At 69.1% G+C, this 23,689-nt stretch carries 19 protein-coding genes and 1 tRNA gene; 10 read left to right on the top strand and 10 right to left on the bottom strand.

What is annotated here, in order from left to right:
- Positions 1–60 precede the first annotated feature (60 nt).
- On the top strand, positions 61–2,133 hold the full coding sequence (parE, locus tag MFF21_RS14875; RefSeq protein ID WP_373325025.1) for a DNA topoisomerase IV subunit B: 2,073 nt from the start codon (positions 61–63) through the stop codon (positions 2,131–2,133).
- 13 nt (positions 2,134–2,146) lie between these two features.
- Here parE and MFF21_RS14870 read toward each other — a convergent pair whose 3' ends face one another.
- On the bottom strand, positions 2,147–3,124 hold the full coding sequence (locus MFF21_RS14870; RefSeq protein WP_238311904.1) for an SPFH domain-containing protein: 978 nt from the start codon (positions 3,122–3,124) through the stop codon (positions 2,147–2,149).
- Positions 3,125–3,338: 214 nt separating this feature from the next.
- Between MFF21_RS14870 and MFF21_RS14865 the strand changes: the two genes are divergently transcribed.
- Positions 3,339–4,637: an LLM class flavin-dependent oxidoreductase gene (locus MFF21_RS14865; protein ID WP_238311903.1), complete on the top strand. Its 1,299-nt coding sequence runs from the start codon at positions 3,339–3,341 to the stop codon at positions 4,635–4,637.
- Between the two features lie 34 nt (positions 4,638–4,671).
- On the opposite strand, the gene MFF21_RS14860 is transcribed toward MFF21_RS14865, so the two are convergent.
- The 3 genes from MFF21_RS14860 to MFF21_RS14850 all read right to left on the bottom strand — a co-directional run bounded on the left by MFF21_RS14860 (position 4,672) and on the right by MFF21_RS14850 (position 5,541).
- Positions 4,672–4,995 (bottom strand): hypothetical protein, encoded by a 324-nt coding sequence (locus MFF21_RS14860; RefSeq protein WP_238311902.1) that lies wholly within the window; start codon positions 4,993–4,995, stop codon positions 4,672–4,674.
- A gap of 73 nt (positions 4,996–5,068) precedes the next feature.
- The gene (locus MFF21_RS14855; RefSeq protein WP_238311901.1) at positions 5,069–5,314 is read right to left on the bottom strand and encodes a hypothetical protein; all 246 of its coding nucleotides are present in this window, start codon (positions 5,312–5,314) and stop codon (positions 5,069–5,071) included.
- 89 nt (positions 5,315–5,403) lie between these two features.
- The gene (locus MFF21_RS14850; RefSeq protein WP_238311900.1) at positions 5,404–5,541 is read right to left on the bottom strand and encodes a hypothetical protein; all 138 of its coding nucleotides are present in this window, start codon (positions 5,539–5,541) and stop codon (positions 5,404–5,406) included.
- A 248-nt stretch (positions 5,542–5,789) separates the two neighbouring features.
- Between MFF21_RS14850 and MFF21_RS14845 the strand changes: the two genes are divergently transcribed.
- The 3 genes from MFF21_RS14845 to alaS all read left to right on the top strand — a co-directional run bounded on the left by MFF21_RS14845 (position 5,790) and on the right by alaS (position 9,158).
- Positions 5,790–5,996: a hypothetical protein gene (locus MFF21_RS14845; protein WP_238311985.1), complete on the top strand. Its 207-nt coding sequence runs from the start codon at positions 5,790–5,792 to the stop codon at positions 5,994–5,996.
- 17 nt (positions 5,997–6,013) lie between these two features.
- On the top strand, positions 6,014–6,310 hold the full coding sequence (locus MFF21_RS14840; RefSeq protein ID WP_238311899.1) for a hypothetical protein: 297 nt from the start codon (positions 6,014–6,016) through the stop codon (positions 6,308–6,310).
- Between the two features lie 169 nt (positions 6,311–6,479).
- Positions 6,480–9,158: an alanine--tRNA ligase gene (gene alaS / locus MFF21_RS14835; RefSeq protein WP_238311898.1), complete on the top strand. Its 2,679-nt coding sequence runs from the start codon at positions 6,480–6,482 to the stop codon at positions 9,156–9,158.
- 16 nt (positions 9,159–9,174) lie between these two features.
- Here alaS and MFF21_RS14830 read toward each other — a convergent pair whose 3' ends face one another.
- Positions 9,175–9,609, bottom strand: a complete 435-nt coding sequence (locus tag MFF21_RS14830; RefSeq protein WP_238311897.1) for a DUF2147 domain-containing protein — start codon at positions 9,607–9,609, stop codon at positions 9,175–9,177.
- Between the two features lie 232 nt (positions 9,610–9,841).
- Between MFF21_RS14830 and rfbC the strand changes: the two genes are divergently transcribed.
- From rfbC to MFF21_RS14805, 5 genes are all read left to right on the top strand, one after another.
- Positions 9,842–10,393: a dTDP-4-dehydrorhamnose 3,5-epimerase gene (gene rfbC, locus MFF21_RS14825; protein WP_238311896.1), complete on the top strand. Its 552-nt coding sequence runs from the start codon at positions 9,842–9,844 to the stop codon at positions 10,391–10,393.
- Positions 10,394–10,455: 62 nt separating this feature from the next.
- The gene (gene rfbB, locus MFF21_RS14820; protein WP_238311895.1) at positions 10,456–11,520 is read left to right on the top strand and encodes a dTDP-glucose 4,6-dehydratase; all 1,065 of its coding nucleotides are present in this window, start codon (positions 10,456–10,458) and stop codon (positions 11,518–11,520) included.
- A 10-nt stretch (positions 11,521–11,530) separates the two neighbouring features.
- Positions 11,531–12,415: a dTDP-4-dehydrorhamnose reductase gene (rfbD, locus tag MFF21_RS14815; RefSeq protein WP_238311894.1), complete on the top strand. Its 885-nt coding sequence runs from the start codon at positions 11,531–11,533 to the stop codon at positions 12,413–12,415.
- 23 nt (positions 12,416–12,438) lie between these two features.
- A complete protein-coding gene (rfbA, locus tag MFF21_RS14810; protein ID WP_238311893.1) occupies positions 12,439–13,329 on the top strand; it encodes a glucose-1-phosphate thymidylyltransferase RfbA in 891 nt (296 codons plus the stop codon).
- A gap of 223 nt (positions 13,330–13,552) precedes the next feature.
- Positions 13,553–17,626, top strand: a complete 4,074-nt coding sequence (locus tag MFF21_RS14805) for a glycosyltransferase (protein ID WP_238311892.1) — start codon at positions 13,553–13,555, stop codon at positions 17,624–17,626.
- A gap of 128 nt (positions 17,627–17,754) precedes the next feature.
- Here the strand turns inward: MFF21_RS14805 and MFF21_RS14800 are convergent.
- The 5 genes from MFF21_RS14800 to lptG all read right to left on the bottom strand — a co-directional run bounded on the left by MFF21_RS14800 (position 17,755) and on the right by lptG (position 23,685).
- Positions 17,755–17,838 (bottom strand) — tRNA-Tyr (locus tag MFF21_RS14800).
- Positions 17,839–17,942: 104 nt separating this feature from the next.
- Positions 17,943–18,821 (bottom strand): 16S rRNA (adenine(1518)-N(6)/adenine(1519)-N(6))-dimethyltransferase RsmA, encoded by an 879-nt coding sequence (gene rsmA / locus MFF21_RS14795; RefSeq protein ID WP_238311891.1) that lies wholly within the window; start codon positions 18,819–18,821, stop codon positions 17,943–17,945.
- Positions 18,822–18,831: 10 nt separating this feature from the next.
- Positions 18,832–19,878: a 4-hydroxythreonine-4-phosphate dehydrogenase PdxA gene (gene pdxA, locus MFF21_RS14790; RefSeq protein ID WP_238311890.1), complete on the bottom strand. Its 1,047-nt coding sequence runs from the start codon at positions 19,876–19,878 to the stop codon at positions 18,832–18,834.
- Between the two features lie 67 nt (positions 19,879–19,945).
- A complete protein-coding gene (locus MFF21_RS14785) occupies positions 19,946–22,597 on the bottom strand; it encodes an LPS-assembly protein LptD (RefSeq protein ID WP_238311889.1) in 2,652 nt (883 codons plus the stop codon).
- A complete protein-coding gene (gene lptG / locus MFF21_RS14780) occupies positions 22,597–23,685 on the bottom strand; it encodes an LPS export ABC transporter permease LptG (protein ID WP_238311888.1) in 1,089 nt (362 codons plus the stop codon). Before lptG ends, MFF21_RS14785 begins: the two co-directional genes overlap by 1 nt.
- Positions 23,686–23,689 lie beyond the last annotated feature (4 nt).

Here is a 23,689-nt window from a genome sequence, read left to right as displayed (position 1 = left end):
ACAAGAAGAAGGATGAAGGCGCATGCAGCACGATCGACCCGAGATGCCCGGAGACCGCGCGTGAGCGACCCCGCCCGCGATCTGTTCGGCGCCGGCAAGGCGCCGGCCGACATGTCGGCGCAGGACAGGATCTCCGACCCGGCGGCCGAGCGGCGGCGCAAGCTCGCCCCCGTGCCGGCTGCGCCCGAATCGGCCGAAGCCGGCTACGACGCCTCGGCCATCGAGGTGCTGGAGGGGCTGGAGCCGGTGCGGCGCCGGCCGGGCATGTATATCGGCGGCACCGACGAGCGGGCGCTCCACCACCTCTTCGCCGAGGTGATCGACAATTCCATGGACGAGGCGGTGGCGGGCCATGCCAGCTTCATCGAGGTGGAGCTGGAGGAGAGCGGCACCCTCGTCGTCACCGACAATGGCCGCGGCATCCCCGTGGACCCGCACCCGAAATTCCCCGGCAAGTCGGCGCTCGAGGTCATCATGACCACGCTGCATGCCGGCGGTAAGTTCGATTCGAAGGTCTACGAGACCTCCGGCGGCCTGCACGGCGTCGGCATCTCCGTGGTGAACGCCCTCTCCGACGTGCTGGAGGTCGAGGTCGCCCGCAACCAGACCCTCTACCGCCAGTGCTTCTCCCGCGGCCACGTCCAGGGCCCGCTGGAGACGGTGGGCCGGGTGCAGAACCGCCGCGGCACGCGGGTGCGCTTCCACCCGGATGCGCAGATCTTCGGCTCGCTGAAGTTCGACCCCCGCCGCCTGTTCAAGATGGCCCGCTCCAAGGCCTATCTGTTCGGCGGCGTCGAGATCCGCTGGCGCTGCGCCCCCGCCCTCCTCGAAGGCCTGGAGGACGTGCCCGCCGAGGCCGTGCACCGCTTCCCCGGCGGCCTGCGCGACTATCTCGCCCGCGACATCGAGGGCAAGGAGCTCGTCACAGACGCGATCTTTGCCGGCAAGGTGACCAAGCCCGGCTCCCACGGCTCCCTCGAATGGGCCGTGGCCTGGATGGTGGCCGAGGACGGCGTCTCGCATTCCTACTGCAACACGATCCCGACGCCCGAGGGCGGCACCCACGAGAGCGGCCTGCGCGTCGCCCTGCTGCGGGCGCTGCGCGAGCATGCCGAGCGCGTGAACCAGGCCAAGCGCATGACGGCCGTGACCACCGACGACGTGATGGCGACCTGCGCCTCCATGCTCTCGGTCTTCATCCGCGAACCGGAATTCCAGGGCCAGACCAAGGACAAGCTCGCCACGGTGGAGGCCTCGCGCATCGTCGAGACCGCTGTGCGCGACGCCTTCGACCATTGGCTCGCCGCCTCGCCGGCCCAGGCCAACAAGCTGCTCGACTGGGTGATCGACCGGGCCGAGGAGCGCCTGCGCCGCCGCCAGGAGAAGGAGGTCGCCCGCAAATCCGCAACCCGGAAGCTGCGGCTTCCCGGCAAGCTCGCCGATTGCTCGGCCGCCGGCACCGCCGGCTCGGAGATCTTCATCGTCGAGGGCGACTCGGCCGGCGGCTCCGCCAAGCAGGCCCGCGACCGCGCCACCCAGGCGATCCTGCCCCTGCGCGGCAAGATCCTGAACGTGGCCTCGGCCTCCCGCGACAAGCTCGGCGCCAACCAGCTCATCTCCGACCTGACCCTGGCGCTCGGCTGCGGCACGGGGGCGAATTTCCGCGATGCGGACCTTCGCTACGAGAAGGTGATCATCATGACGGATGCCGACGTGGACGGCGCCCACATCGCCTCGCTCCTGATCACCTTCTTCTATCGGCAGATGCCAAAGCTGATCGACAAGGGCCACCTCTATCTCGCGATCCCGCCGCTCTACCGCCTGCAGCAGGGCACCAAGACGGCCTATGCCCGCGACGACGCCCACAAGGATCAGCTCATCAAGACCGTGTTCAAGAACGGCAAGGTCGAGATCGGCCGCTTCAAGGGCCTGGGCGAGATGATGCCCGCGCAGCTCAAGGAGACGACGATGGACCCGAAGAAGCGCACGCTGCTGCGCGTCGCGGTCCTCGACGAGGCCCGGGAATCCACCGGCGACACGGTGGACCGCCTGATGGGCAACAAGCCGGAAGCCCGCTTCGCCTTCATCCAGGAGCGGGCCGCGTTCGCGGACGGGGCGGAGCTGGATATCTGAGACGGCTCAGGCCCTACCCCTTCCCCACGCTCACCACCGGCGTGGCCTCGCGGTCGCCGACGATCATGATCAGCATGGTCTGGGCCATGCTGGCGCGGCCCTGCTCGTCGAAGGAGATGCCGGGGCGGCCGTCCTCCGGCTGCTCCAGGCGGGCGATGGTGTCGCGCACGATGCCGACCGCGCCCTCCACGATCTGGCGGCGGGCCGCGATGATGGCGCCCGCCTGCTGGCGCTTGAGCATGGCGCCGGCGATCTCCGGCGCATAGGCGAGATGGGTGAGCCGCACGTCCTCGACGATGACGCCCGCCACGCCGACCCGCTGGCCGAGCTTGCCGATCAGGTCGGCATGGATGGCGTCGCGATCGGCCCGCAGGGAGGCGACCCGGGTTGCTTTCTCCGCGAGCCGGCGCTTGGCGTCGCCGGCCTCCTGGCCGAGATTCTCCGCCTCCTCGTGGTCGTAGGGCCGGGTCGAGGCGATGTTGCGCAGGGCCGCCTCCGCCTGGAGCGAGACGAAGTCCCGGTAGCTGCCGACATCGAAGGTGGCCCGCGCCGCGTCCTGCACGCGCCAGATCGCGGCGGCCGCGATGGTGATCGGGTTGCCCATCAGGTCGTTGACCGTGATGATCTTGGTCTCCTGCGCTTCCGTCGCCAGGGAGACCTTGGCGACCGCGGTGAGCGGGTTGCGCCACCAGAAGCCGTCCCGGGCGATGGTGCCGTGATAGCGCCCGAACAGGGTGAGCACCGCGGCCTGGCGGGGCTTCAGGGTGATGAGCCCGGCGAGCAGCACCAGGCCGGTGAGGCCGGCGAGCACGGCGACCCCGAGGAAGGCCACGCCACCGCTGCCTCGCCCGAGCAGCGTGCCGAGGCCGCCGAGGAAGAACAGGGCGCCGAAGGCCAGGCAGGGCAGGGACAGCAGGAGCGCCCACCAGCCGTTGAGTGCGCGATAGGGCACGTCCTGCGTGGCGCGGGGCGCGGTGGCGGGGCCTGTCATGCGGGTCTCCCTACGGGTCTCGGGACGGAAATCGGTCAGGGCGGGGCCGCATCATGACCCGGCCGGCGCAGGTCTGCCGTGCGTGGGCGCGCCCGCGGCCCCGGTTGGCCAGCCGCCTTTCGCGCAACATATCGGAAGTCTCGAAGCGATCGGGACGCCGGAGGCCAGCGTGAACTCAAGCCCTCAGCGAAAGAGACTGCATCTCGGCGCCTTCATGCGCCCTATCGGCATCCACACCGCCTGGTGGCGCTATCCCGGCGGCTTCCCGGACGCGAACTTCAACCTCGAGCATCTGGTGCGCTTCGCGCGCAAGCTGGAATCGGGCAAGTTCGACGCCTTCTTCATGGCCGACCACCTCGCCGTGATGAACATGCCGATCGAGGCCCTGAAGCGCTCGGCGACCGTCACCTCCTTCGATCCGCTGACCCTGCTGCCGGCGCTGGCCATGGTGACGGAGCGGATCGGGCTGATCGCCACCGCCTCCACCACCTACAACGAGCCCTATCACATCGCCCGCAAGTTCGCCTCGCTCGACCATATCTCGAAGGGCCGCGCGGGCTGGAACCTCGTCACCTCCGGCAATCCGGACGAGGCGCTGAATTTCGGGCGCGACGCCCATCTCGACCACGCCACCCGCTACCAGCGCGCCCGCGAGTTCTTCGACGTGGTGACCGGCCTGTGGGATTCCTGGGCCGACGACGCCTTCCTGCGGGATGTGGAGCAGGGGCTCTATTTCGACCCCGACAGGCTCCACACCCTCGACCACAAGGGCGCATTCCTCAAGGTGAAGGGGCCGCTCAACGTGGCCCGGCCGGTCCAGGGCTGGCCGGTGATCGTGCAGGCGGGGGCCTCCGAGGCCGGGCGGCAGATCGCGGCGGAGACCGCGGAGATGGTGTTCGGCTCGGCCTCGCGGCTGGAGGCGGGGCAGGAATACTACGCCGACGTGAAGGGCCGCATGGCCCGGGCCGGGCGCGACCCGGCCCATCTCAAGATCCTGCCCGGCGCCTTCGTGGTGGTGGGCGTGAGCGAGGCGGAGGCCCAGGAGAAGAAGGCCCGCCTCGACGCCCTGGTACCGGTGGAGAGCGGGCTCGCCAATCTCTCGGTGCGGCTCGGGACCGATGCCTCCGGCTTCGACCTCGACGCGCCGCTGCCGGAGATTCCGGAGACGAATGCGAGCAAGAGCGGTCAGGCCCAGATCGTGGCCTATGCCCGCAAGACCGGCGCCACCGTGCGCGAGCTCGCCCAGCGCGTGGGTGGCTATGGTGGGCTCAGCTTCGTCGGCACCCCCGCCCAGATCGCCGACCACATGCAGGAATGGCTGGAGGGCGAGGCCTGCGACGGCTTCAACGTGATGTTCCCCTTCGTGCCGGAGGGGCTCGACGCCTTCGTCGATCAGGTCGTGCCGGAACTGCAGCGCCGCGGCCTGTTCCGGACGGCATACGAGGGCCACACGCTGCGCGAGCATCTCGGCCTGCCGCGCCCGGCGAACCGGTTCTTCCCGCCGGGCGCGTGAGCGAGGCCCGAATCCGCTTCGGGGGCGAGGCGGATCAGCGGCGGTTGGCGAGCCCGTAGAGGGCGAAGCCGGCCAGACCCGCGATCGCCAGGGCCAGCACCGGCACGCCGCCGAGGGTGCCGGCCGCCTCGCCGCCGCGATGCCGCACGGTCTCCAGGATCTCGGAGCCCCTCAGGATGCGGGCGGCGCGCCGCCGGTTCTCCGGCCGCACCGGGATCGAGACGACGAGCTCCTCCTCGTCCCGCTCGATCGTGATGCTGTTGCGGGCGAACCCCGACCGGACGAGCCGGTCGCGGGCCGCATGCGCGGCCTCAAGGGTCGGGAATTCCGCCGAGACTCCGACCGTCTCCTCGGACATCGTTTCCTCCGTTTTCGTTTCCGACGGTCGGAGGAAGCTCGGGGCGGGCCGCCCGGTTCCGGCAAAGGCCGCCTTAGGCGGCCTCCGCTTCCGCCTCGCAGGCATCGACGCGCACGGCGCCGGCCCCGGTCAGCGAGCAGATGATCTCGGTGCCGTCATCCAGCGCGAAGGCATGGAACAGGTGCCGCTCCAGCGCTTCCAGTCCTTCTCCAGGCAGTTCCGCAATCGCGTCTCGGGCCCGTTCTTCGAGATCGGGGAGATCACCGCGGCCTTCGACCAGTTCCTGGGCGGACTGCGTGAAGATCACTTCGAAAGACATCGCCGTCTCCTCGCAACGACCTTGCATGAGCTGCGGAAGACAGGCCCGGCTTGCGACTTTTTTGGGGCAGATGACTTTCGTGTGTCATTTCAGTGACTTGCGGAGACGCGGTTGAACGCTGCCAGGAACGCTTCCGCTTCCGGCCCCGTCAAGCCGCTGATGCAGAGATCTTCGTCCACGAAGACGGTCCAGATTCCGTCGGAGGTGACCTGCGTGCGGATGCGCATGGCGGCGGTCCCGGCGCGGTGCGGCGTCGTGAGGACAAGTCGCCCGCGGGAAACATGTTGCACGAAGCGTGCCGGTGCGCCTCGAGAAGCGTCGGACACCGCTCCGGATCCGTCCGCGGTGGTGTGACGCAGGAACGGATGGCCGAAAGACAGGGGCCGTGCGGGCGCTTTGCCGGTTATCCTGCAACGGACCGTGGTGGCAGGCGCCTCTTCGGAACGATCTCGCCGAAGAGGATGAGAGCCGCATGATGAATTCGATCCTCGTCGTCGCCCTGGTCTGCGCCGCCTCCGTCCAGGCTCCCGACTGCTCGCGCGAGACGGCCCTCGACGTCATCACGGGGCCGGCGCACTCGCTTCAGGAATGCCTGATCCAGGGCCCCGTGCTCGCGGCCAGCGCGGGCCATGGCGAGGACAAGACGACCTACGTGAAAACCCGCTGCGAACAGCGCCGCTGAGCCCCGGATCCTCCGCGATGTCCTCCGACGAGATCGGCCTCGACAAGGCCGCAGCCATCCGCCTGCGCGCCCGCCTCGCCGTGGTGGAGCGCGCCGCCTGGTTCGGCTTCGTGCAGGCGATGCGGGTCGCCGGACCGGAGACCGAGGCCGCCATCGAGGCGGAGCGGGCGCGCTGTCAGGAGGGGTTCGCCAGTGGCCGTTGGGCCACGGACCTGACCGGGGCGGAGCAGATCATGCTCGGCGAGGAGGTCGATGCCGGCCTCGCCCGTCTCGTCGCCGACGCCAAGGCGGAGATCGCCGGCGACGAGGGCTGAGCGCGCGTGCTCCTTCGGACGGTTCCGCGCCGGCGCTCCGGCGCCCGGGACAGGGGCGGCCGGAGCCTCTGCGGAAATGCTCCCGTGACTCGGGGCCGCCCGCACCGTATGAGGGCCCAAACGGGGCGGCTTTCGCGGCCCGGGCATCCAGATCGAACCTTTCTGAGCGATGAGCGGCGTCAACGAGATCCGGTCGACCTTCCTCGACTACTTCGGCAAGGCCGGCCACACGGTGGTTCCCTCGTCCTCGCTGGTGCCGAAGAACGACCCCACCCTGATGTTCACGAACGCCGGTATGGTGCAGTTCAAGAACGTCTTCACGGGGATCGAGAAGCGCCCCTACGTCAAGGCGACCTCCTCGCAGAAATGCGTGCGCGCCGGCGGCAAGCACAACGACCTCGACAATGTCGGCTACACCGCCCGCCACCACACCTTCTTCGAGATGCTGGGGAATTTCTCCTTCGGCGACTACTTCAAGGCCGATGCGATCGAGTTCGCCTGGACGCTGATCACCAAGGAATTCGCCCTGTCCCCGGAGCGCCTGCTCGTCACCGTCTACGCGGACGACGACGAGGCCGCCGGCCTCTGGCGGAAGATCGCCGGCTTCTCCGACGGCAAGATCATCCGGATCGGGACGTCGGACAATTTCTGGCAGATGGGCGATACCGGCCCCTGCGGCCCCTGCTCGGAGATCTTCATCGATCAGGGCCCGGCGCTGGCCGGCGGCCCGCCCGGCTCCCCGGACGAGGACGGCGACCGCTTCCTGGAGTTCTGGAACCTCGTCTTCATGCAGTACGATCAGGTCGAGCCGGGGGTGCGCAATCCCCTGCCGCGGCCTTCGATCGACACCGGCATGGGCCTGGAGCGCATGGCCGCGATCCTCCAGGGCGTGCATTCCAACTACGACACCGACCTGTTCCGCGCGCTGATCGACGCCGTCGCCCATGCGGTGTCCCGGGCGCCGGATCCGGCCACGGTGGCTTCCTACCGCGTGGTCGCCGACCACCTGCGCTCGACCTCGTTCCTGATCGCCGACGGCGTCCTGCCCTCCAACGAGGGCCGCGGCTACGTGCTGCGCCGGATCATGCGCCGGGCCATGCGCCACCTCGAACTGCTCGGCGCCCGCGAGCCGGTGATGTACCGCCTCGTCCCGACCCTGGTGCGCGAGATGGGTCAGGCCTTCCCCGAGCTGGCCCGTGCGGAATCCCTCGTCTCCGAGACCCTTCGCCTGGAGGAGAGCCGCTTCCGCAAGACGCTGGAGCGCGGCCTGTCGATCCTCGACGCGGAGAGCCGCGATCTCACCGCCGGCCAGAACCTGTCCGGCGAGACCGCCTTCACCCTCTACGACACCTACGGCTTCCCCCTCGACCTGACCCAGGACGCGCTCAAGTCCCGTGGCATCGGCGTGGACACGGAGGCGTTCTCGGCCGCGATGCAGCGCCAGAAGGCCGCCGCCCGCGCCGCCTGGGCCGGCTCCGGCGAGGCGGCCACCGAGACGGTCTGGTACGGCATCAAAGAGCGTACCGGCGCCACCGAGTTCCTCGGCTACGAGAGCGAGGAGGCCGAGGGCGTGGTCGGTGCGCTGATCCGCGAGGGGGCCGAGGTGGAGGCGCTGCGGGCCGGCGAGACCGGGCTCGTGGTCGTCAACCAGACCCCGTTCTACGGCGAGTCCGGCGGCCAGGTCGGCGATACCGGCACGATCGGCGCACCCGGCCTGAAGGCGCGGGTGACCGCCACCGAGAAGAAGCTCGGCGACCTGTTCGTGCATCACGTCACGGTGGATGAGGGCATGCTCTCCCTGGGCGATGTGGTCGAGCTGAAGGTCGATCACGGCCGCCGCGCCGCGATCCGCGCCAACCACTCGGCGACGCACCTCCTGCACGAGGCCCTGCGCCAGGTGCTCGGCGACCACGTCGCCCAGAAGGGCTCGCTCGTCGCGCCCGAGCGCCTGCGCTTCGACATCAGCCATCCCAAGCCGATCGAGCCGGCGGAACTCGCCCGGGTCGAGGAGATCGCCAACGCGGTCCTCCTGCAGAACGCCCCGGTGGTGACCAAGCTGATGGCGGTGGACGAGGCGATCGAGTCCGGTGCCCGCGCCCTGTTCGGCGAGAAATACGGCGACGAGGTTCGCGTGGTTTCCATGGGCAAGCCGGTGGACGACGACGGGGCGCTCGTGGAAGGCGGCCGCCTGCCGAACTTCTCCATCGAGCTCTGCGGCGGCACGCATGTGAGCCGCACCGGCGATATCGGCCAGATCACCGTGCTCGGCGAGAGCGCCGTGGGCGCCGGTGTGCGCCGCATCGAGGCGATGACCGGCAACGCCGCCCGCCGCCACCGGGCGGAGGAATCCCGCGCGCTCGCCGCGCTCGCCGGCCAGCTCAAGGCCCCGGTCGCCGACGTCTCGGACCGTCTCGCCGCCCTGATCGAGGAGCGGCGCCGACTGGAGCGCGAACTCGCGGATGCGCGCAAGAAGCTCGCCATGGGCGGCGGCGCCGGAGAGGGCGATGCCGCGCGCGAGGTCAACGGCGTGAAGCTGATGGCCCGGGTGGTCGAGGGCGTAGAGATGCGCGACCTGAAGGGCCTCGCCGACGAGGGCAAGAGCCGCCTCGGCTCCGGCATCGTCGCCATCGTCGGCGTCGCGCCGGACGGCAAGGCCGGCCTCGTGGTCGGCGTCACCGAGGATCTGACGGAGCGCTACGACGCGGTCGGACTGGTCCGCGCGGGCGCCGGTCATCTCGGTGGCAAGGGCGGCGGCGGGCGCCGCGACATGGCCCAGGCCGGCGGCCCCAACGGCGCCGGGGCCAGTGCGGCCCTCGACGCCATCGCGGAGGCGCTGGCCGCGGCCTGAACGCCCCGGCCGAGGCTTACCGCACCCGGGTCCAGGTCTGGCGCTTGCAGAGCACGCCGAGCACGCAGCCCGCCACCTCGATGGTGTCGGGTCCCTTGGGTGTGAGGCTGCCCGAATAGGTCTTCCCGTCCTTCGGGTTGTAGAGGCTGCCCTCGTAGCTGCCCGAGGCGGGGGTGCGCGCGTCGAGGATCTGGATGCCGACGAGCTTGCGGCTGCGCAGCGCCGGATCCGGGTTGTTCACGTCGAGCTCGCCGCCGCCGATGCTGGCCAGCGTGCCGCAATAGCCCGCGCCGCAGGGGGCGATCTTCACCCGCGAGCCCTTGGTCTCGGTGAGCCAGAGGCCGCTGGGATCCGCTGCCTTCTGCGCGAGGGCGGATCCCGCCGAGAGGCCGAGGCAGAGGGCGACGGCGGTGGAACGGACAAGGCCGACGGTTCCGGCGCGGCGGGCCATGGTGCATCCTCCCTCGAGGCCGGCCTTGTTGAAACGTGGTCGCCGGCTCGCCACCGGATAGACCGCCGAGCTTCCGGCCCGCAAGGCTGGGCCGGCCGCGTGCCGGAACCGCTGTGCCTTGACTTCGCCCGCTTTGGGGCGATCAAGGGCAGTGGGTGCGGTGCATCATCGGGGGGCGGATCGCCGGCCCGGCACGGCCTGATGCGGCAACGCTGAGCGAGAGAGCAATCTATTGCGCGTCATCGAGACTGAGATTCCCGCGGTGAAGCGGGTCATCCCGAAGCGCTTCGGTGACGATCGCGGCTGGTTCTCCGAGACGTTCAGGGTCGATCAGCTCGCCGAGGCCGGCATTCACAACGTCTTCGTTCAGGACAATCAGTCCTTCTCCGCGCCGCGCGGCACGGTCAGGGGCCTGCACTTCCAGACGCCGCCCGCCGCCCAGGCCAAACTGGTCCGCGTCTTGGCCGGCAGCATTCTCGACGTGGTCGTCGACATCCGGAGCAAGTCCGAGACGTTCGGCCGCTATGTGGCGGTGCGCCTCGACGCGGAGAGTGGCGAACAGCTCTTCGTGCCAGCCGGTTTCGCGCACGGCTTCTGCACCCTGGAGCCGAACACGATGGTCGCCTATAAGGTGGATGCTTACTACAGCCCCGAGAACGACCGGAATCTCTTCTGGAACGATCCCGAGATCGGCATCGACTGGCCGGTCTCCGAAGCGGAGGCGATCCTCTCGGGCAAAGACAAGGTCGCGCCGCGGCTCGCCGCGCTCGGAACCGTGTTCTAGGCCGGTGATCGCCCGCCGGTACGGCGACGGGGCCAGCGCGATTTCAGGGGGGAAAGAGAGCGATGCGTATCATCGTGACAGGCGGTTGCGGCTTCATCGGCTCGGCTCTGGTGCTGCACCTGGTGCAGGATCTCGGGCATGAGGTCGCCACCCTCGACGCCCTGACCTATGCGGCCAATCCGATCTCCCTGAAGCCGCTCGAGGGCAGCTCCCATCACCGTTTGGTGGAGGGCGACATCTGCGATCCGGCGACCGTCCATGCTCTCTATGCCGACTTCAAGCCGGACGCGGTGATGCATCTGGCCGCCGAGAGCCATGTCGACCGCTCGATCACCGACCCGGGCGCCTTCGTGCGCACCAACGTGATCGGCACCCAGGTGATGCTCGACGGCGCCCGCACCTACTGGGAGGGCCTGACCGGCGAGGCGAAGGCGGCCTTCCGGTTTCTTCATGTGTCGACGGACGAGGTCTACGGCTCGCTGCCGCCTGGGGGCTTCTTCACGGAGGACAGCCGTTACGACCCGCGCTCCCCCTACTCGGCTTCGAAGGCGGCTTCGGACCATCTCGCGCGGGCCTGGCACGAGACCTACGGCCTGCCGGTGCTGGTGACGAACTGCTCCAACAATTACGGGCCGCGCCACTTCCCCGAGAAGCTGATCCCGCTGATGATCCTCAACGCCCTGGAGGGCAAGAGCCTGCCGGTCTACGGCGACGGCCTGAACGAGCGCGACTGGATCCATGTCGAGGATCACGCCCGCGGCCTCGTCGCGGTGCTCGAGCGCGGCCGGCTCGGCGCGACCTACCTGCTCGGCGGCCGTTCGGTGCGCAACAACCTCGCCGTGGTGAAGGCGCTCTGCGCGGCCTTCGACCGGCTGCGCCCCGAGCACGGGCCGCACGAGCGCCTGATCGCCTTCGTCGCCGACCGCCCGGGCCATGACCGGCGCTACGCGATCGACCCCTCCAAGGCCGAGGCCGAGGTCGGCTGGGCGCCCACGAAGGTGTTCGAGGAGGCGCTGGTCGACACGGTGCAATGGTACCTCGACAACGAGGATTGGTGGCGCCCGATCCGCGAGGGCCGCTATTCCGGCGAGCGCCTCGGCCTCGCCCCGGCCCGCAAGAGCGCCTGACGCGACGCCCATGGAGATCCTGATCCTCGGCGGTGCGGGCCAAGTCGGCACCGAACTCCAGGCCTTTCCCTGGCCGGAGGGCGTGCGCCTCTCGGCCCCGGACCGGGCCAGCCTCGACATCACCGACGAGGCGGCGGTCGCGGCGACCGTGGCCGAGCGGCCCTGGGCGGCGGTGATCAACACAGCGGCCTACACGGCGGTCGACAAGGCCGAGAGCGAGGTCGGGGCGGCCTGGCGCCTCAACGCCCTGGCTCCGGCCTATCTGGCGGCGGCGACGGCCCGGGCCGGCATCCCCCTGGTCCATGTCTCGACCGACTACGTCTTCGACGGAGCGGGGGAGGGGGCCTATGCCCCGGACGCGCCGATCGGCCCGCGCAGCGTCTACGGTGCCAGCAAGGCCGCGGGCGAGATGGCGGTGCGCAGCGCCCATCCGCGCCACGCCATCGTGCGCACGGCCTGGGTGGTGAGCCCGCATCGCGGCAACTTCGTCAAGACGATGCTGCGGCTCGCCGGCGAGCGCGACACGCTCACCGTGGTCGCCGACCAGCATGGCTGCCCGACCTCCGCGGCCGATCTCGCCGCGGCGCTCGCCACCATCGCCCTGCGCCTCGCCCGGGACCCGCAGGCGCCGACCGGCACCTTCCACTGCGTCAACGACGGCGTGACCACTTGGCACGGCTTCGCCCAGGCCATCGTCGCGGGCAGCGCCCGGCGGGGCGGCCGGTCTATCCCCGTCGAGGGGATCCCGACCAGCGCCTATCCGACACCCGCCCGGCGTCCCGCCAATTCGCAGCTCTCGACGGCGAGCCTGACCGAGGCCTACGGCATCCAGCCGCGGCCCTGGCAGAGCGCCCTCGACGACATTCTCGACCGGCTCGTGGGGCCGGCCCGCTGACCCGCTTCAAGGAGCCACCACGTATGAAGGGTATCGTCCTGGCCGGCGGCTCCGGCACGCGGCTGCACCCGGCCACGCTCGCCATCAACAAGCAGCTGCTGCCGGTCTACGACAAGCCGATGATCTACTATCCGATCTCGGTGCTGATGCTCGCCGGCATCCGCGAGATCCTGATCATCTCCTCCCCCGAGCATCTCGGCAATTATCAGCGCCTTCTCGGCAGCGGCGAGCAGTTCGGCCTGAACTTCACCTACGCGGTGCAGCCGCGGCCCGAGGGCTTGGCCCAGGCCTTCCTGATCGGGCGCGACTTCGTCGGGACCGACGACGTCGCCCTGGTGCTCGGCGACAACCTGTTCTTCGGCAACGGCATGACCGCGATGCTGCAGCGCGCCCGCGCCCGCACGAGCGGCGCCACGGTCTTCGCCTATCACGTGGACCATCCCGAGGCCTATGGCGTCGTGACCCTGGACAAGGACGGCAAGCCGCTGCGCCTCGTCGAGAAGCCGAAGACGCCCGAGAGCCCCTGGGCCGTCACCGGCCTGTATTTCTACGACAATCAGGTGCTCGACATCGCCGCGGCGGTCAAACCCTCCGATCGTGGCGAGCTGGAGATCACCAGCGTGAACCAGGCCTATCTCGAGCGCGGCCAGCTGCATGTCGAGCGCATGGCCCGCGGCTTCGCCTGGCTCGACACGGGCACGCACGACAATCTGCTGGAGGCGGCGGAGTTCGTGCGGACGCTTCAGCACCGCCAGGGGCTTCAGGTGGCCTGCCTCGAGGAGATCGCCTATCTGCGCGGCTTCATCGACCGGCAGCAGCTCATCGCCCGGGGCGAACTCTTCGCCAAGACGCATTACGGCCAGAACCTGCTGCGGCTGGCGCGGGACGGTGCGGCGGCGGACAGCCTGGTCTGAGAAGAGCTGGTCCGCGAAAGTCAGCCGGCTCGACAAATGGATTTCGCGGATCCGCGACCCATCCAGAATAATCCTGCCATGGGATGCACCGGGCACGGCGATGTGAAGTCTTTCAGGAGTATTGTGCAAGATAAGGAATTTATTGCCGGTGGCCTAACGGATCGATTCAATTTATGGACGTATGCCGAGGATCGTCAGCGCAGAGGGCGGAGCCCGCAACAGTATGGTAGCAGGTAAGGACATCGGAAGCGCTGTCAGGACGATCGCCACAAAAACGCTGAGACGGGGGCGGGCGGCCCTCCGGAACGGTGCGAAGGCCCCGCCGAGGGGTGAAGCGGCGCAGGCGGACGAGGCGCTCCACCTCGATTTCTATCGTAGCTACTATCCCGACCTCGCTAGCAAATCCGACGACGAACTCCGGCAGCACTACCGGAACTTCGGGCGCGCGGAGGGACGTTTCGCCAGCGAGACGCAGGCCCTTCTCCGCCTGCACCGGGATCCCCGCCTGCCGTCCGATTTCTCCGTCGAGAGCTATCTTCGGCTCAATCCCGACGTGAAACGGGCGACCCGATGGCCGTCGGAAGCGATCGCCCACTTTCTCGAGAAGGGGCGCACGGAGGGACGCGCCTATCAGCGCGAGGGGCTGAGCGAGCCGCTTCCGCCCGTGACGACCTACGATCCGGCCATTCTGCGCAAATACCCGGCCGCGCTCCAGTCGGAGGAAAGCCGGCAGTTCTTCAAGAGAAGGGCCGAGGACATCGCTCTTCTGCCGAGCGACTTCAATCTCGCAAGCTATCTCGCCCTGCATCAGGACGTGTGCAAGTCGATCCAGCATCCCCACGAAGGGCTGGCGCATTACCTCGACCATGGCAGGCCGGAGAACCGCTCCTACGCGCCGATGCGGGTGAGCCGGCCTTTCGTGATGGAAGTCTACGGCGTGGATGCCGGGCTGAGCATGCCGGCGGCCCTCGTGCTGTCGGAAATCCGGTTCAAGCACGGCTTCTCCGCGGAGCACCTCGTCTATCTGTCGGAGGAGGAGCTTTTCCATGGCCACGGCATCGTCAACCCCGTGTGCCTGGAACTCTTCAATCACGAATACTACGCCCTCGCCGCCGGAGACGCGGTCGATCTCTCGGCAAGGCGCTCCGAATGTCTGTTCCACTTCTGCAAGGTGGGACAGCAGCAGGGGTTGAACGTCTCGGACCGGGCGCGGTTCGATCCGGATTTCTACCGCAAGGAATATTTCTCGGACTGGTCCGATGAGGCTGCTCCCGGCTCGGAAGAGGCGCGCCTGAGGCGGCTCGAACTCTTCCGGGATTGGCTCGGATCCCCGGCCGAGAGCAATCGGCTGCCGAATCTCCGGGCGTGGTTTCAGAAGACCTACGAGTTTTCCATTCCGGATGCGGTCGTTCGCCAGCTGACCGCCTACCGCAATCTGGTCCCCGATCTTCGAGGCGCCAGCCTCACCGAGGCGGCCCGCCATCTCGTCGCCTGCGGTACCCCCGACATTCGGCTGATCGAGATCGCGGACGTCTCCGTAGCGGAGTTCTTCGAGAGCATCGCCAACGCCTTCTCCCTCGAGGAGGAGTTCGAGAAGGCGGATATCGTCTACCACTACCTACAACAGCGTATGCCGGGCTATGGCCCCGCTGATCATCACCGTGCCGATCATGCCTTCCGGCGCGGCGACTATTACACCTCCGCGCAGATCCGCGCGCGGATCTGCGCGGCCGGCAAAGGGACACGTTGGGCCTACCGGATGCTCGGCGAGAGCTTGAGCCGACTCGGCGATCATGCCGAGGCGGCCCAGGTGCTGTCGCGCGGCGTGCAGCTCTATCCCGACGACGTCGACATGCGGGACAAGCTGCGGCAAACGCAGCGCACCTCCTTCGAGAGCCTGTGGGGGCGATCCGCGCACAGGGCGCTGGCGCTCGACTATGCCGAAGTCCAGAACGAGCTGCGCGCCGCGCTGGCATCGAGCACCCCCGTTCTCGTCAATCCGCGCGAGCAGCGGACCATCCGGCGCGTGGCGATCCTGGGCGGATACGACCTGCCGCAATGCCGGTACTACCGGATCGATCAGAAACTCGAGCAGCTCGGCGAGGCGGGTTTCGCGGTCAGCGCCTACAACTACGCGACCGAGCTCGATATGTTTCTCGGGGATCTCCTGAAGACGGATCTGGTGATCTTCTATCGCCTGCCGGCCTTCCCGAATGTGATCGAAGCGATCGCCCGGACGCGTCAGCTCGGATTGCCGACGATCTACGACGTCGACGATCTCGTCTTCTCGGCGCAGCATTTTCCGCCGTCGCTCGCCTCCTACGCGCAGCAGATCAGCGCCTTCGAGCATGCGGCGATCGCCTGCGGCGTGCCCCTGTTCGAGCATGCGATGACGCTGTGCGAATACGGCATGGCCTCCACGCGCGCCCTCGCCCACCATGTCGAGCAGCGCGTGGGGACCGGCATCGCCTTCGTGTATCCGAACGCGCTGGGAAAGATCCGCTTCGACCGGGCCGAAAGGTCCACCGCGGCGGACCGGCCGGTCACGGTCTTCTACGGCTCGGGCACGAAGGCCCACAAGCAGGACTTCCGGGAGATCATCGAGCCCGCAATCGCCAAGCTCGCCAAGAAGTTCGGCAAGCGTGTCCGCTTCCTCCTGATGGGGCACATCGTCCTGTCCGACAGCCTCCTGCCCTACAAGGAGCGCATCCGCGTCCTCGAACCGGTCAAGGCGCTTGAAGACTATTGGGAGTTCCTGGCCGAGGCCGACATCAATCTCTCGGTGCTGTCCGACTCGGTGTTCGACGGCTGCAAGAGCGAGATCAAATGGCTCGAAGCCGCGGTGATGGGGATCCCCTCCGTGGTGAGCCGGACGGCCACGCATGAGGACGTGATCGAGGACGGCCGGACCGGCCTGCTCTGCGACACGAGCGACGACTTCTACCGGGCGATCGAACGCCTCGTCGCCGATGCCGCCCTGCGCACCGCCATCGGGACGGCGGCGCGGGAGCGGGCCCTCGAGCGCTATTCCTGCGAGGCGCAGGCCGAGACCTTCAAGGCGATCGTCGGCAGCATCGAGGCGCGGATGCCGAAGATCCGCAAGCGGCTGCTCGTGGTCAACGTGTTCTATCCGCCCCAGGCGATCGGCGGGGCCACCCGGGTGGTGCACGACAACGTGCGCGACCTCAAGGAGGCGCTCGGCGACGACTGGCAGATCGACGTGATCTGCACCCTCGAAGGCGGCCCCAAGCCCTACGCGATCGACTGGTATGTCGAGGACGGCATCCGCGTCTTCGCGATCACCGCCGCGGACCGGCCCGACATCGACCACATCCTCGAAGACCGGCAGATGGCCGCTGCCTTCGCGACCTGCTTCGACATCATCCGGCCCGACCTGGTGCATTTCCACTGCATCCAGCGGCTCACGACCTCCATCGTCGACGTCACGATCGAGAAGCGCGTGCCCTACCTGATCACCATGCATGACGGCTGGTGGATCTCGCCGCTGCAGTTCCTGATCGACGAGCATGACGACGTTCAGCTCTACGACCTCGATCACGTCGTTCCGGACGGGGCCGGCGGCGCTCTTCTGCCGCCCCGGGCCCGCCGGCTGCGGCGCTATCTCCGCTCGGCGAAGCTGATCACGACGGTGTCGGAGGGGTTCGCGGAGGTCTGTCGTTCCGCGGGGCTCAGGGATGTCCGGGTGGTGGAGAACGGCGTCTCGCGCATCCCCAAGCCCCTGCGGACCCCGCGCAGCGAGGGGCGGGTGCGGCTCGCCCATATCGGCGGCCTGTCGCGCCACAAGGGCTATCATCACGTCACGAACATCTTCCAGACGCAGGATTTCGCGAATCTGGAACTGCTCGTCGTCGACCATTCCCTCCCGTCCGACATGCGGCGCGAGGAGATCTGGGGGAACACGCCGGTGGTGATCCAGGGCAAGACGCCCCAGCGCCGGGTGGACGAGATGTACGGGCAGATCGACGTGCTGCTCGCGCCCTCGGTCTGGCCGGAGAGCTATGGCCTCGTGACGCGGGAAGCGCTCGCGGCGGGCTGCTGGGTCGTGGCCTCGGACAGGGGCGCGATCGGCGGCTGCGTCACGCCGGGCGAGAACGGCTTCATCGTCGACGTGTCCTCGCCCCGCGGCCTGCTCGACGCCCTGCGCGCGATCGATGCGGATCCGCAGCGCTACCGCACCTCGCCGGCCGCCGCGCCGAGCATCCGGCCGGCCTCCGATCAGGCGGCGGAGCTGGCCGCGATCTATCGCGGCCTCGTCGGGGAGGGCGGGGCGACCTGAGCCCGCGGGGAGGGCGCCTGGTGCCCTCCCGCCCGACGGCACGCGAAAAAGCCGCCCGGTCGGGGCGGCATTCGACGGAGACGATCAGAAGAAGGGCGCGCGACGCTCGCCGTCAGAGGCGAAGATCCTGGTGGGGGAAGTAGGACTCGAACCTACGAAGCTTACGCAGCGGATTTACAGTCCGCCCCCTTTGCCGCTCGGGACATTCCCCCAGCACCAGCCGGCGCCCGGCTGAACGAGGCCCTTATGGTGGGGCGGATGAGGGGTGTCAACCGCACAGATCGCGTTCCGGCACGCTCGTCCCCGCCCGGCCCCGTCAGCCCGTCCGGCCGGCATCGAGGACTCGGGCGAGGCGGACGAAGCCGGCAACGGAAATCTCCTCCGCGCGGGCCGTCTCCGGCAGATCGGCGGCGGCGAGCAGGGCGGCGGGATCGGGGGTCGCCGCCTTGAGGCTCTGGCGCAGCATCTTCCGGCGCTGGCCGAAGGCGGCGCGGGTCACCGCTTCCAGAGCGCCGAGGCGGCAGGGCAGGGGATCGGGCCGCGGACGCAGCTGCACGATGCTCGACGTGACCTTGGGCGGCGGCACGAAGGCGGAGGGGGCCACGTCGAACAGGATGTCGGCCTGGGTGCGCCAGCCGCAGAGCACGCCGAGCCGGCCGTAATTGGCCCGGTCGCCCTCGTCGGCCACGATCCGGTCGGCGACCTCCCGCTGGAACATCAGCGTGGCGCTCTCCCACCAGGGCGGCCAAGCCTCCTCCGCGGCCTCGCCGGCGATCCAGCCGGTCAGCAGGGCGGTGCCGACATTGTAGGGGAGGTTGGCGACGATCCGCACCGGCCCGTCGCCGATCAGCGGCCGCGGGTCGAAGGCGAGGGCGTCGGCATCGACGACCTCGAGGCGGCCGGGATAATGCGCCGCGATCTCCGCCAGCGCCGGCAGCGCCCTCGGATCGCGCTCGATGGCGATGACCCGGCCCGCCCCCTCGGCGAGCAGCGCCCGGGTCAGTCCGCCGGGGCCGGGGCCGACCTCGACCACGGTGACGCCGTCGAGCGGTCCGGCGGCCCGCGCGATCCGGCCGGTCAGGTTGAGGTCGTAGAGGAAGTTCTGCCCCAGCGACTTCTTCGGCTCCAGGCCGTGCCGGCGCACGACTTCGCGCAACGGCGGCAGGCCGTCGGCACTGACGGATTCGGCATTCATGGAAGGCGGGTCACCGGCGGGTCGGGAAGGGGGTCACGTTATCCGCCGGCGGCCGGGTGGCCAGGCGCCGGGCGAGGCGCAGGGCCGCGATCAGGCTGTCGGGTCGGGCGATGCCTTTGCCGGCGATGTCGAAGGCCGTGCCATGGTCCGGCGAGGTGCGCACGAAGGGCAGGCCCAGGGTCACGTTCACGCCCTCGTCGAAGGCGAGGGTCTTGATCGGGATCAGCGCCTGATCGTGGGTCGGGGCCAGGGCCACGTCGTAGCCCGCCCGCGCCCGCTCGTGGAACAGGGTGTCGGCGGGCAGCGGGCCGCGGATGTCGATCCCCGCGGCGCGCAGGGCCGCGACGGCGGGGGCGAGCACCTCGCGATCCTCCGAGCCCATGGTGCCGTTCTCGCCTGCATGCGGGTTGAGGCCGGCGAGCACGAGGCGCGGCGCCGGCATCCCGAAGCGGCTCTTCAGGTCGGCCGCGACGATCCGGGCCGTGCGCTCCACGAGGTCCTGCGTCAGCAAGTCGGGCACCCGCCGCAGGGCGACGTGGATGGTGACCGGCACGACGGCCAGCGCCTCGCTCCAGATCATCATCACGGGCAGCGGGGGCGCCCGCCCGGGCTCCGCGGCCAGGGCGGCCAGGAACTCGGTATGCCCCGGATGGGCGAAGCCGACATGGGTCAGCACGAACTTGGCGATCGGGTTGGTGACGATCGCGGCGGCGCGGCCGCTGCGCACGAGATCGACCGCGGCGGTGATCGATTCGATGATCGCGCCGGCATTGCCGGAATCCGGCGTGCCCGGGGTCGCGGACACCGTCGTTCCGCCCGGTAGGGGCAGCACCGGCAGCGCCCGGGGAAACACCTCCTCGGCATATTCCGGATCGATCTCGGCGACCGGCACGGACAGGCCGAGCCGATAGGCGGTCCGCTCCAGGAAATCCGGGTCGCCGACCATCACGAAGGGCGGCACGCCCCGCTCGCTCCGCGACAGCCACGCGGCGAGCGCGATCTCGGGGCCGATGCCGGAGGGGTCGCCGAGGGTGAGGGCGAGGGGGACGGTGGACATGGGCGGGATCATACAGCGATCCCGTCCGCTTTGTGAGGTCGCCCCGCGCTGAGGCGCGCCATGCGCCTCAGCGCACGGTCGCGATGCCGTCCGCGGCGGTGGTCGAGCTGACGTTCTGGCGCAGATCGGCCTCGCCGAGCGTCTTCAGCTCGACGCGCAGCAGCACGGTCTGGTTGCGCTCGCGGGTGCCGATCGCCGTGGCGATGGGCGAGACGATGTAGTTGAGCGAGACGGTTGTGCACTCGTCCTGATAGCCGCCGCCCAGGCTCATGCCCGTGAGGTAGAACTTGCCCGGGTTCGAATAGACCGGCGCCGTCGTGCTCGACCCCGACAGGAAGGCGGCATAGGCGTCGATGAAGTTGTCGCGCACGTCCAGGTAGTGGGTCAGGTCGACGAGGGCCGAGCCGGTCACGAACCAGTTCGGCGTGATGTGGTAGGTCGCGGTGGCGGTGATGCCTTCGCGGCGATGGCTGAAGCCGAGCAGCGGCTGCGCCTCGTAATAGGAGTAGAACAGCGAGGTATCGAGGGGCAGGAACGGCGAGAACCGTGCGGTCAGGCCCGTTTCGAAGCGGTTGGTGCTCAGGTCGTTCTGGGCCAGCCGGAAGCGGCTGATGAAGCTGATGTTCTGGTTCGGCGAGAGCTGGAAGCGCCCGACGAAGTCCGAGAGCTGGTTCTCGAGGCCGGAATCGAGGCCGACATTGGCGATGTCGCCGCGGCGGAACGAGTTCACGCCGGCCACCTGGATCGACTCGCCGAAGAGCAGGTTCGCGTACCAGCCGGAGGGCGTGACCACGGAGTACTGGCCGCCCAGATTGGCGCGCACGCCGCCTTCGACCCGGTCGTAGCCCGAGAACTTGTCCCACGCGAACAGGGAGGTGTCGTCGAAGACGAGACTCTGCGCGTCCTCGTTGGGCAGGCGGCCGATGCGGGTCTCGGAGGGACGGGCGATCACCTGGGCGATCGGCTCGATGGTGTGGACGCCGAGCGCGCCGAAATCGCTCACGAAGGGATAGCGGTATTCCAGCCCGATCGCCGGCATCACGCGGCCGGAATAGCCGTCGTCGACCGTGGTGATGTTGTTGACGAGCTGGTTCTGGTAGCCCGACAGGCTCGGATTCACGAAGAAGGTGTCCGCCCGCAGATAGGCGAAGGGCGTGATGACCTGCCCGAAATCGTCGATGAAGGTGCGGCGCCAGGAGACTTGCGCCGAGAGGCGCGTGTCGGTGCCGCCGAGGCCGCGCACGAGGCAGGTGCTGCGCGTGAAGGTCGTGCAGGTCTCGTAGAGCGGGTAGTTGATCCCGTTGATGCTCGGCGAGAACAGGTAGCTGCCGGTGCGCGGCAGACCCTGGAAGTCGGTCGCTTCCCGCGACAGGCTCGTTACGTTGGCCTCGAAGCGCACCTCGCCGCCGAGCACGCCCGGGCCGTCGATGCGCTTGTCGTAGTCGATCACCGGGGCGACGACGGGCTGCTCCTTCTGCCAGTCGAAGCTCGACAGGGCCTTGAAGTAGTAGCCGCGCGCCTCGAACCAGGAGCGGTCGCCCTGTCCGATCAGGTAGCCGGTCGAGACCGCCTCGCGGAAATAGTCGGTGGTGATGTTCTGGTTGCGGATCCGGTAGTTGTCGAGGAACCACTTGTCGGTCACGCCGACGATGTCCCAGCCGGTGCGCCAGCGGTCGTTGATGTAGAAGCGCCCGCGCGACTCGATCGAGCCGCGGAAGTCGCGGTCGGCGGCGCCGAGGGGGCCGGGCAGGAAGGCGCTCGGCGTCGATTGCGAGATGCCCGACAGGCGGATGTTGTAGGAGCCGTTGTCGAGCCGCTGGCGGAACTCCGCCTGGCCGAGCACGCCCTGGCGGCTGATGAAGGCCGGCGACAGGGTCAGGTCGTAGCTCGGGTCGAGGTTGATGAAGAACGGGGTCGCGACGCCGGTGCCGAGGGCCGTCGACGTGATGAAGCGCGGCGTCAGGAAGCCGGTCTGCCGCTTCACCGTCGGGTCGGCCGACTCGAAATAGGGCAGGTAGGCGACGGGGATGCCGGCGAGTTCGAGGGTCGAATCCTCGTACGAGATCGTGTGCGTCTCGTTGTTGTGGATGATCTTGGCCGCCTTGATCTGCCAGAGCGGCGGCCTCTCGGGATGGTTCTTGCAGGGCTCGCAGGCGGTGTAGGTGGCGTAGTCGAAGCTCGACTGCTCGCCGCCGATCCGCTCGGCGCGGGGGGCCGAGATGCGGGTGCGCACCGGCTCGCCCTTGATCTCGGCGGTCTGCTGGATGCGCAGCGAATCGATGAAGCCGGTCTTGAAGTCGTCGGTCAGTTCCATGCGCTCGCCGGTGACGACGGCGCCCGTCTCGTCGGTGAGGCGCACATTGCCTTCCGCGAAGACGCGGCCGCTGCCGCGGTCGTAGCGGACGCGGTCGGCCTGGAGTGTGCGGGGACCGTAATGCAGCTCCGCATTGCCGCGGGCCGACACGGTGTTCCTGTCGTTGTCGTAGACGAGCTCGTCCGCCTCCACGAGCAGACGCTCGTTCTTGGCACCCGGCTTGCTGCCGCCGGAGGCCAAGCGCTCCACGGCGCTCTGCGCGCGCGCGGGCGCTGCGACGAGGTTCACCCCCGCCGTGACCAGCAGAACCATGCCCGCGACGACCGCGATGTCGGCGACCCTACGCAACGCGTGTCCCAACTCCTGTCCCGGTCTCCCGCCGATTCCTCCGAGAGGCCACGGCATCAGCCGTCCTCCTGGTAAAGAAGCGTGAGCGTACCGAGAAGACTCCCTACCACGGCCGGGAACCACGCCGCCACCGTCGGCGCGACGATCCCCGACGCACCGAGGCCCTCCATGAGCTGGCGGACGACGTAGAGCAGGAACCCGGCTGCAACGCCGCCGAGCACCAGCTTCCCGACACCACCAAAGCGGAAGAATCTTAAGGAAACCGTTGCCGCCACGAGCACCATCGCCAGGAAGAGGAGCGGCCGAGCCATGAGCACATCATATTGGAGCCGGTAGCGCGTGGCATCCAATCCCGCCCGCTCGTTGCGCGCGATCGTCTCCGGCAGTTGCCAGAAAGGCACGGATTCCGGGGGGGTGAAGCGCTGGCGGATCTGCCCTGGATCGAGATTCGAGGCGATCAGATAGGCGTCGTGGCTCTCCGGCGGCTGATCCTCCACGAGGAGCCGCGCGTCCTGCAATTCCCACCACCCGTCGTGCAAAATCGCACGCGCCGCTTCGATCTGCGCGAGAAAGTGCCCGGCATCGTCGAAGGTGTAGGCGCTCACCCCCGCGAGCGTGGTCGTCCCCTCGATCGCCGTCTCCGCCCGGAGGATGGCCTGGCCGTCGAGGCTGCGCTGGCTGATCCACAGGTCCTTGCCCGAGGAGGCCTTGGTGGATTTGGCGAAGATCTTCGCCTCGATCTCGGTGGAGCGCTGCTTCAGGAGCGCCGAGACCGGGTTGTAGACGCCGATCGCCAGCGCCCCGATCCCGAGCGCCACGAAGACGCCCGGCTGCAGGAACTGCCAGGCGGAGATGCCGGCGGCCCGCGCCACCACGAGCTCGAGCTTGCGCGAGAGCTGCAGCAGAGCGGCCATCGAGCCGAACAGGATCGCGAAGGGCAGCACGCCCTCGGCCACGGCGGGGGTGCGGTAGAGGGAGAGCTGCGCCATCAGCCCGGTGGTGGCGTTCTCAGCCTCGCCCGCCCGGCGCACCAGCTCGACGAAGTCGAGGGTGTAGACCAGGGCGAAGACGGTGAGGAACACGCCGAGGATGGTGCGCAGGAAGCGCCAGGCGAAGTAGCGCCCGAGGGTCGCGCCGATCAGCATGGCG

Origin of the sequence: Methylobacterium organophilum, assembly GCF_022179465.1 — a bacterium.
GTDB lineage: Bacteria > Pseudomonadota > Alphaproteobacteria > Rhizobiales > Beijerinckiaceae > Methylobacterium > Methylobacterium organophilum.
This window is presented reverse-complemented; position numbering and strand designations above follow the sequence as displayed.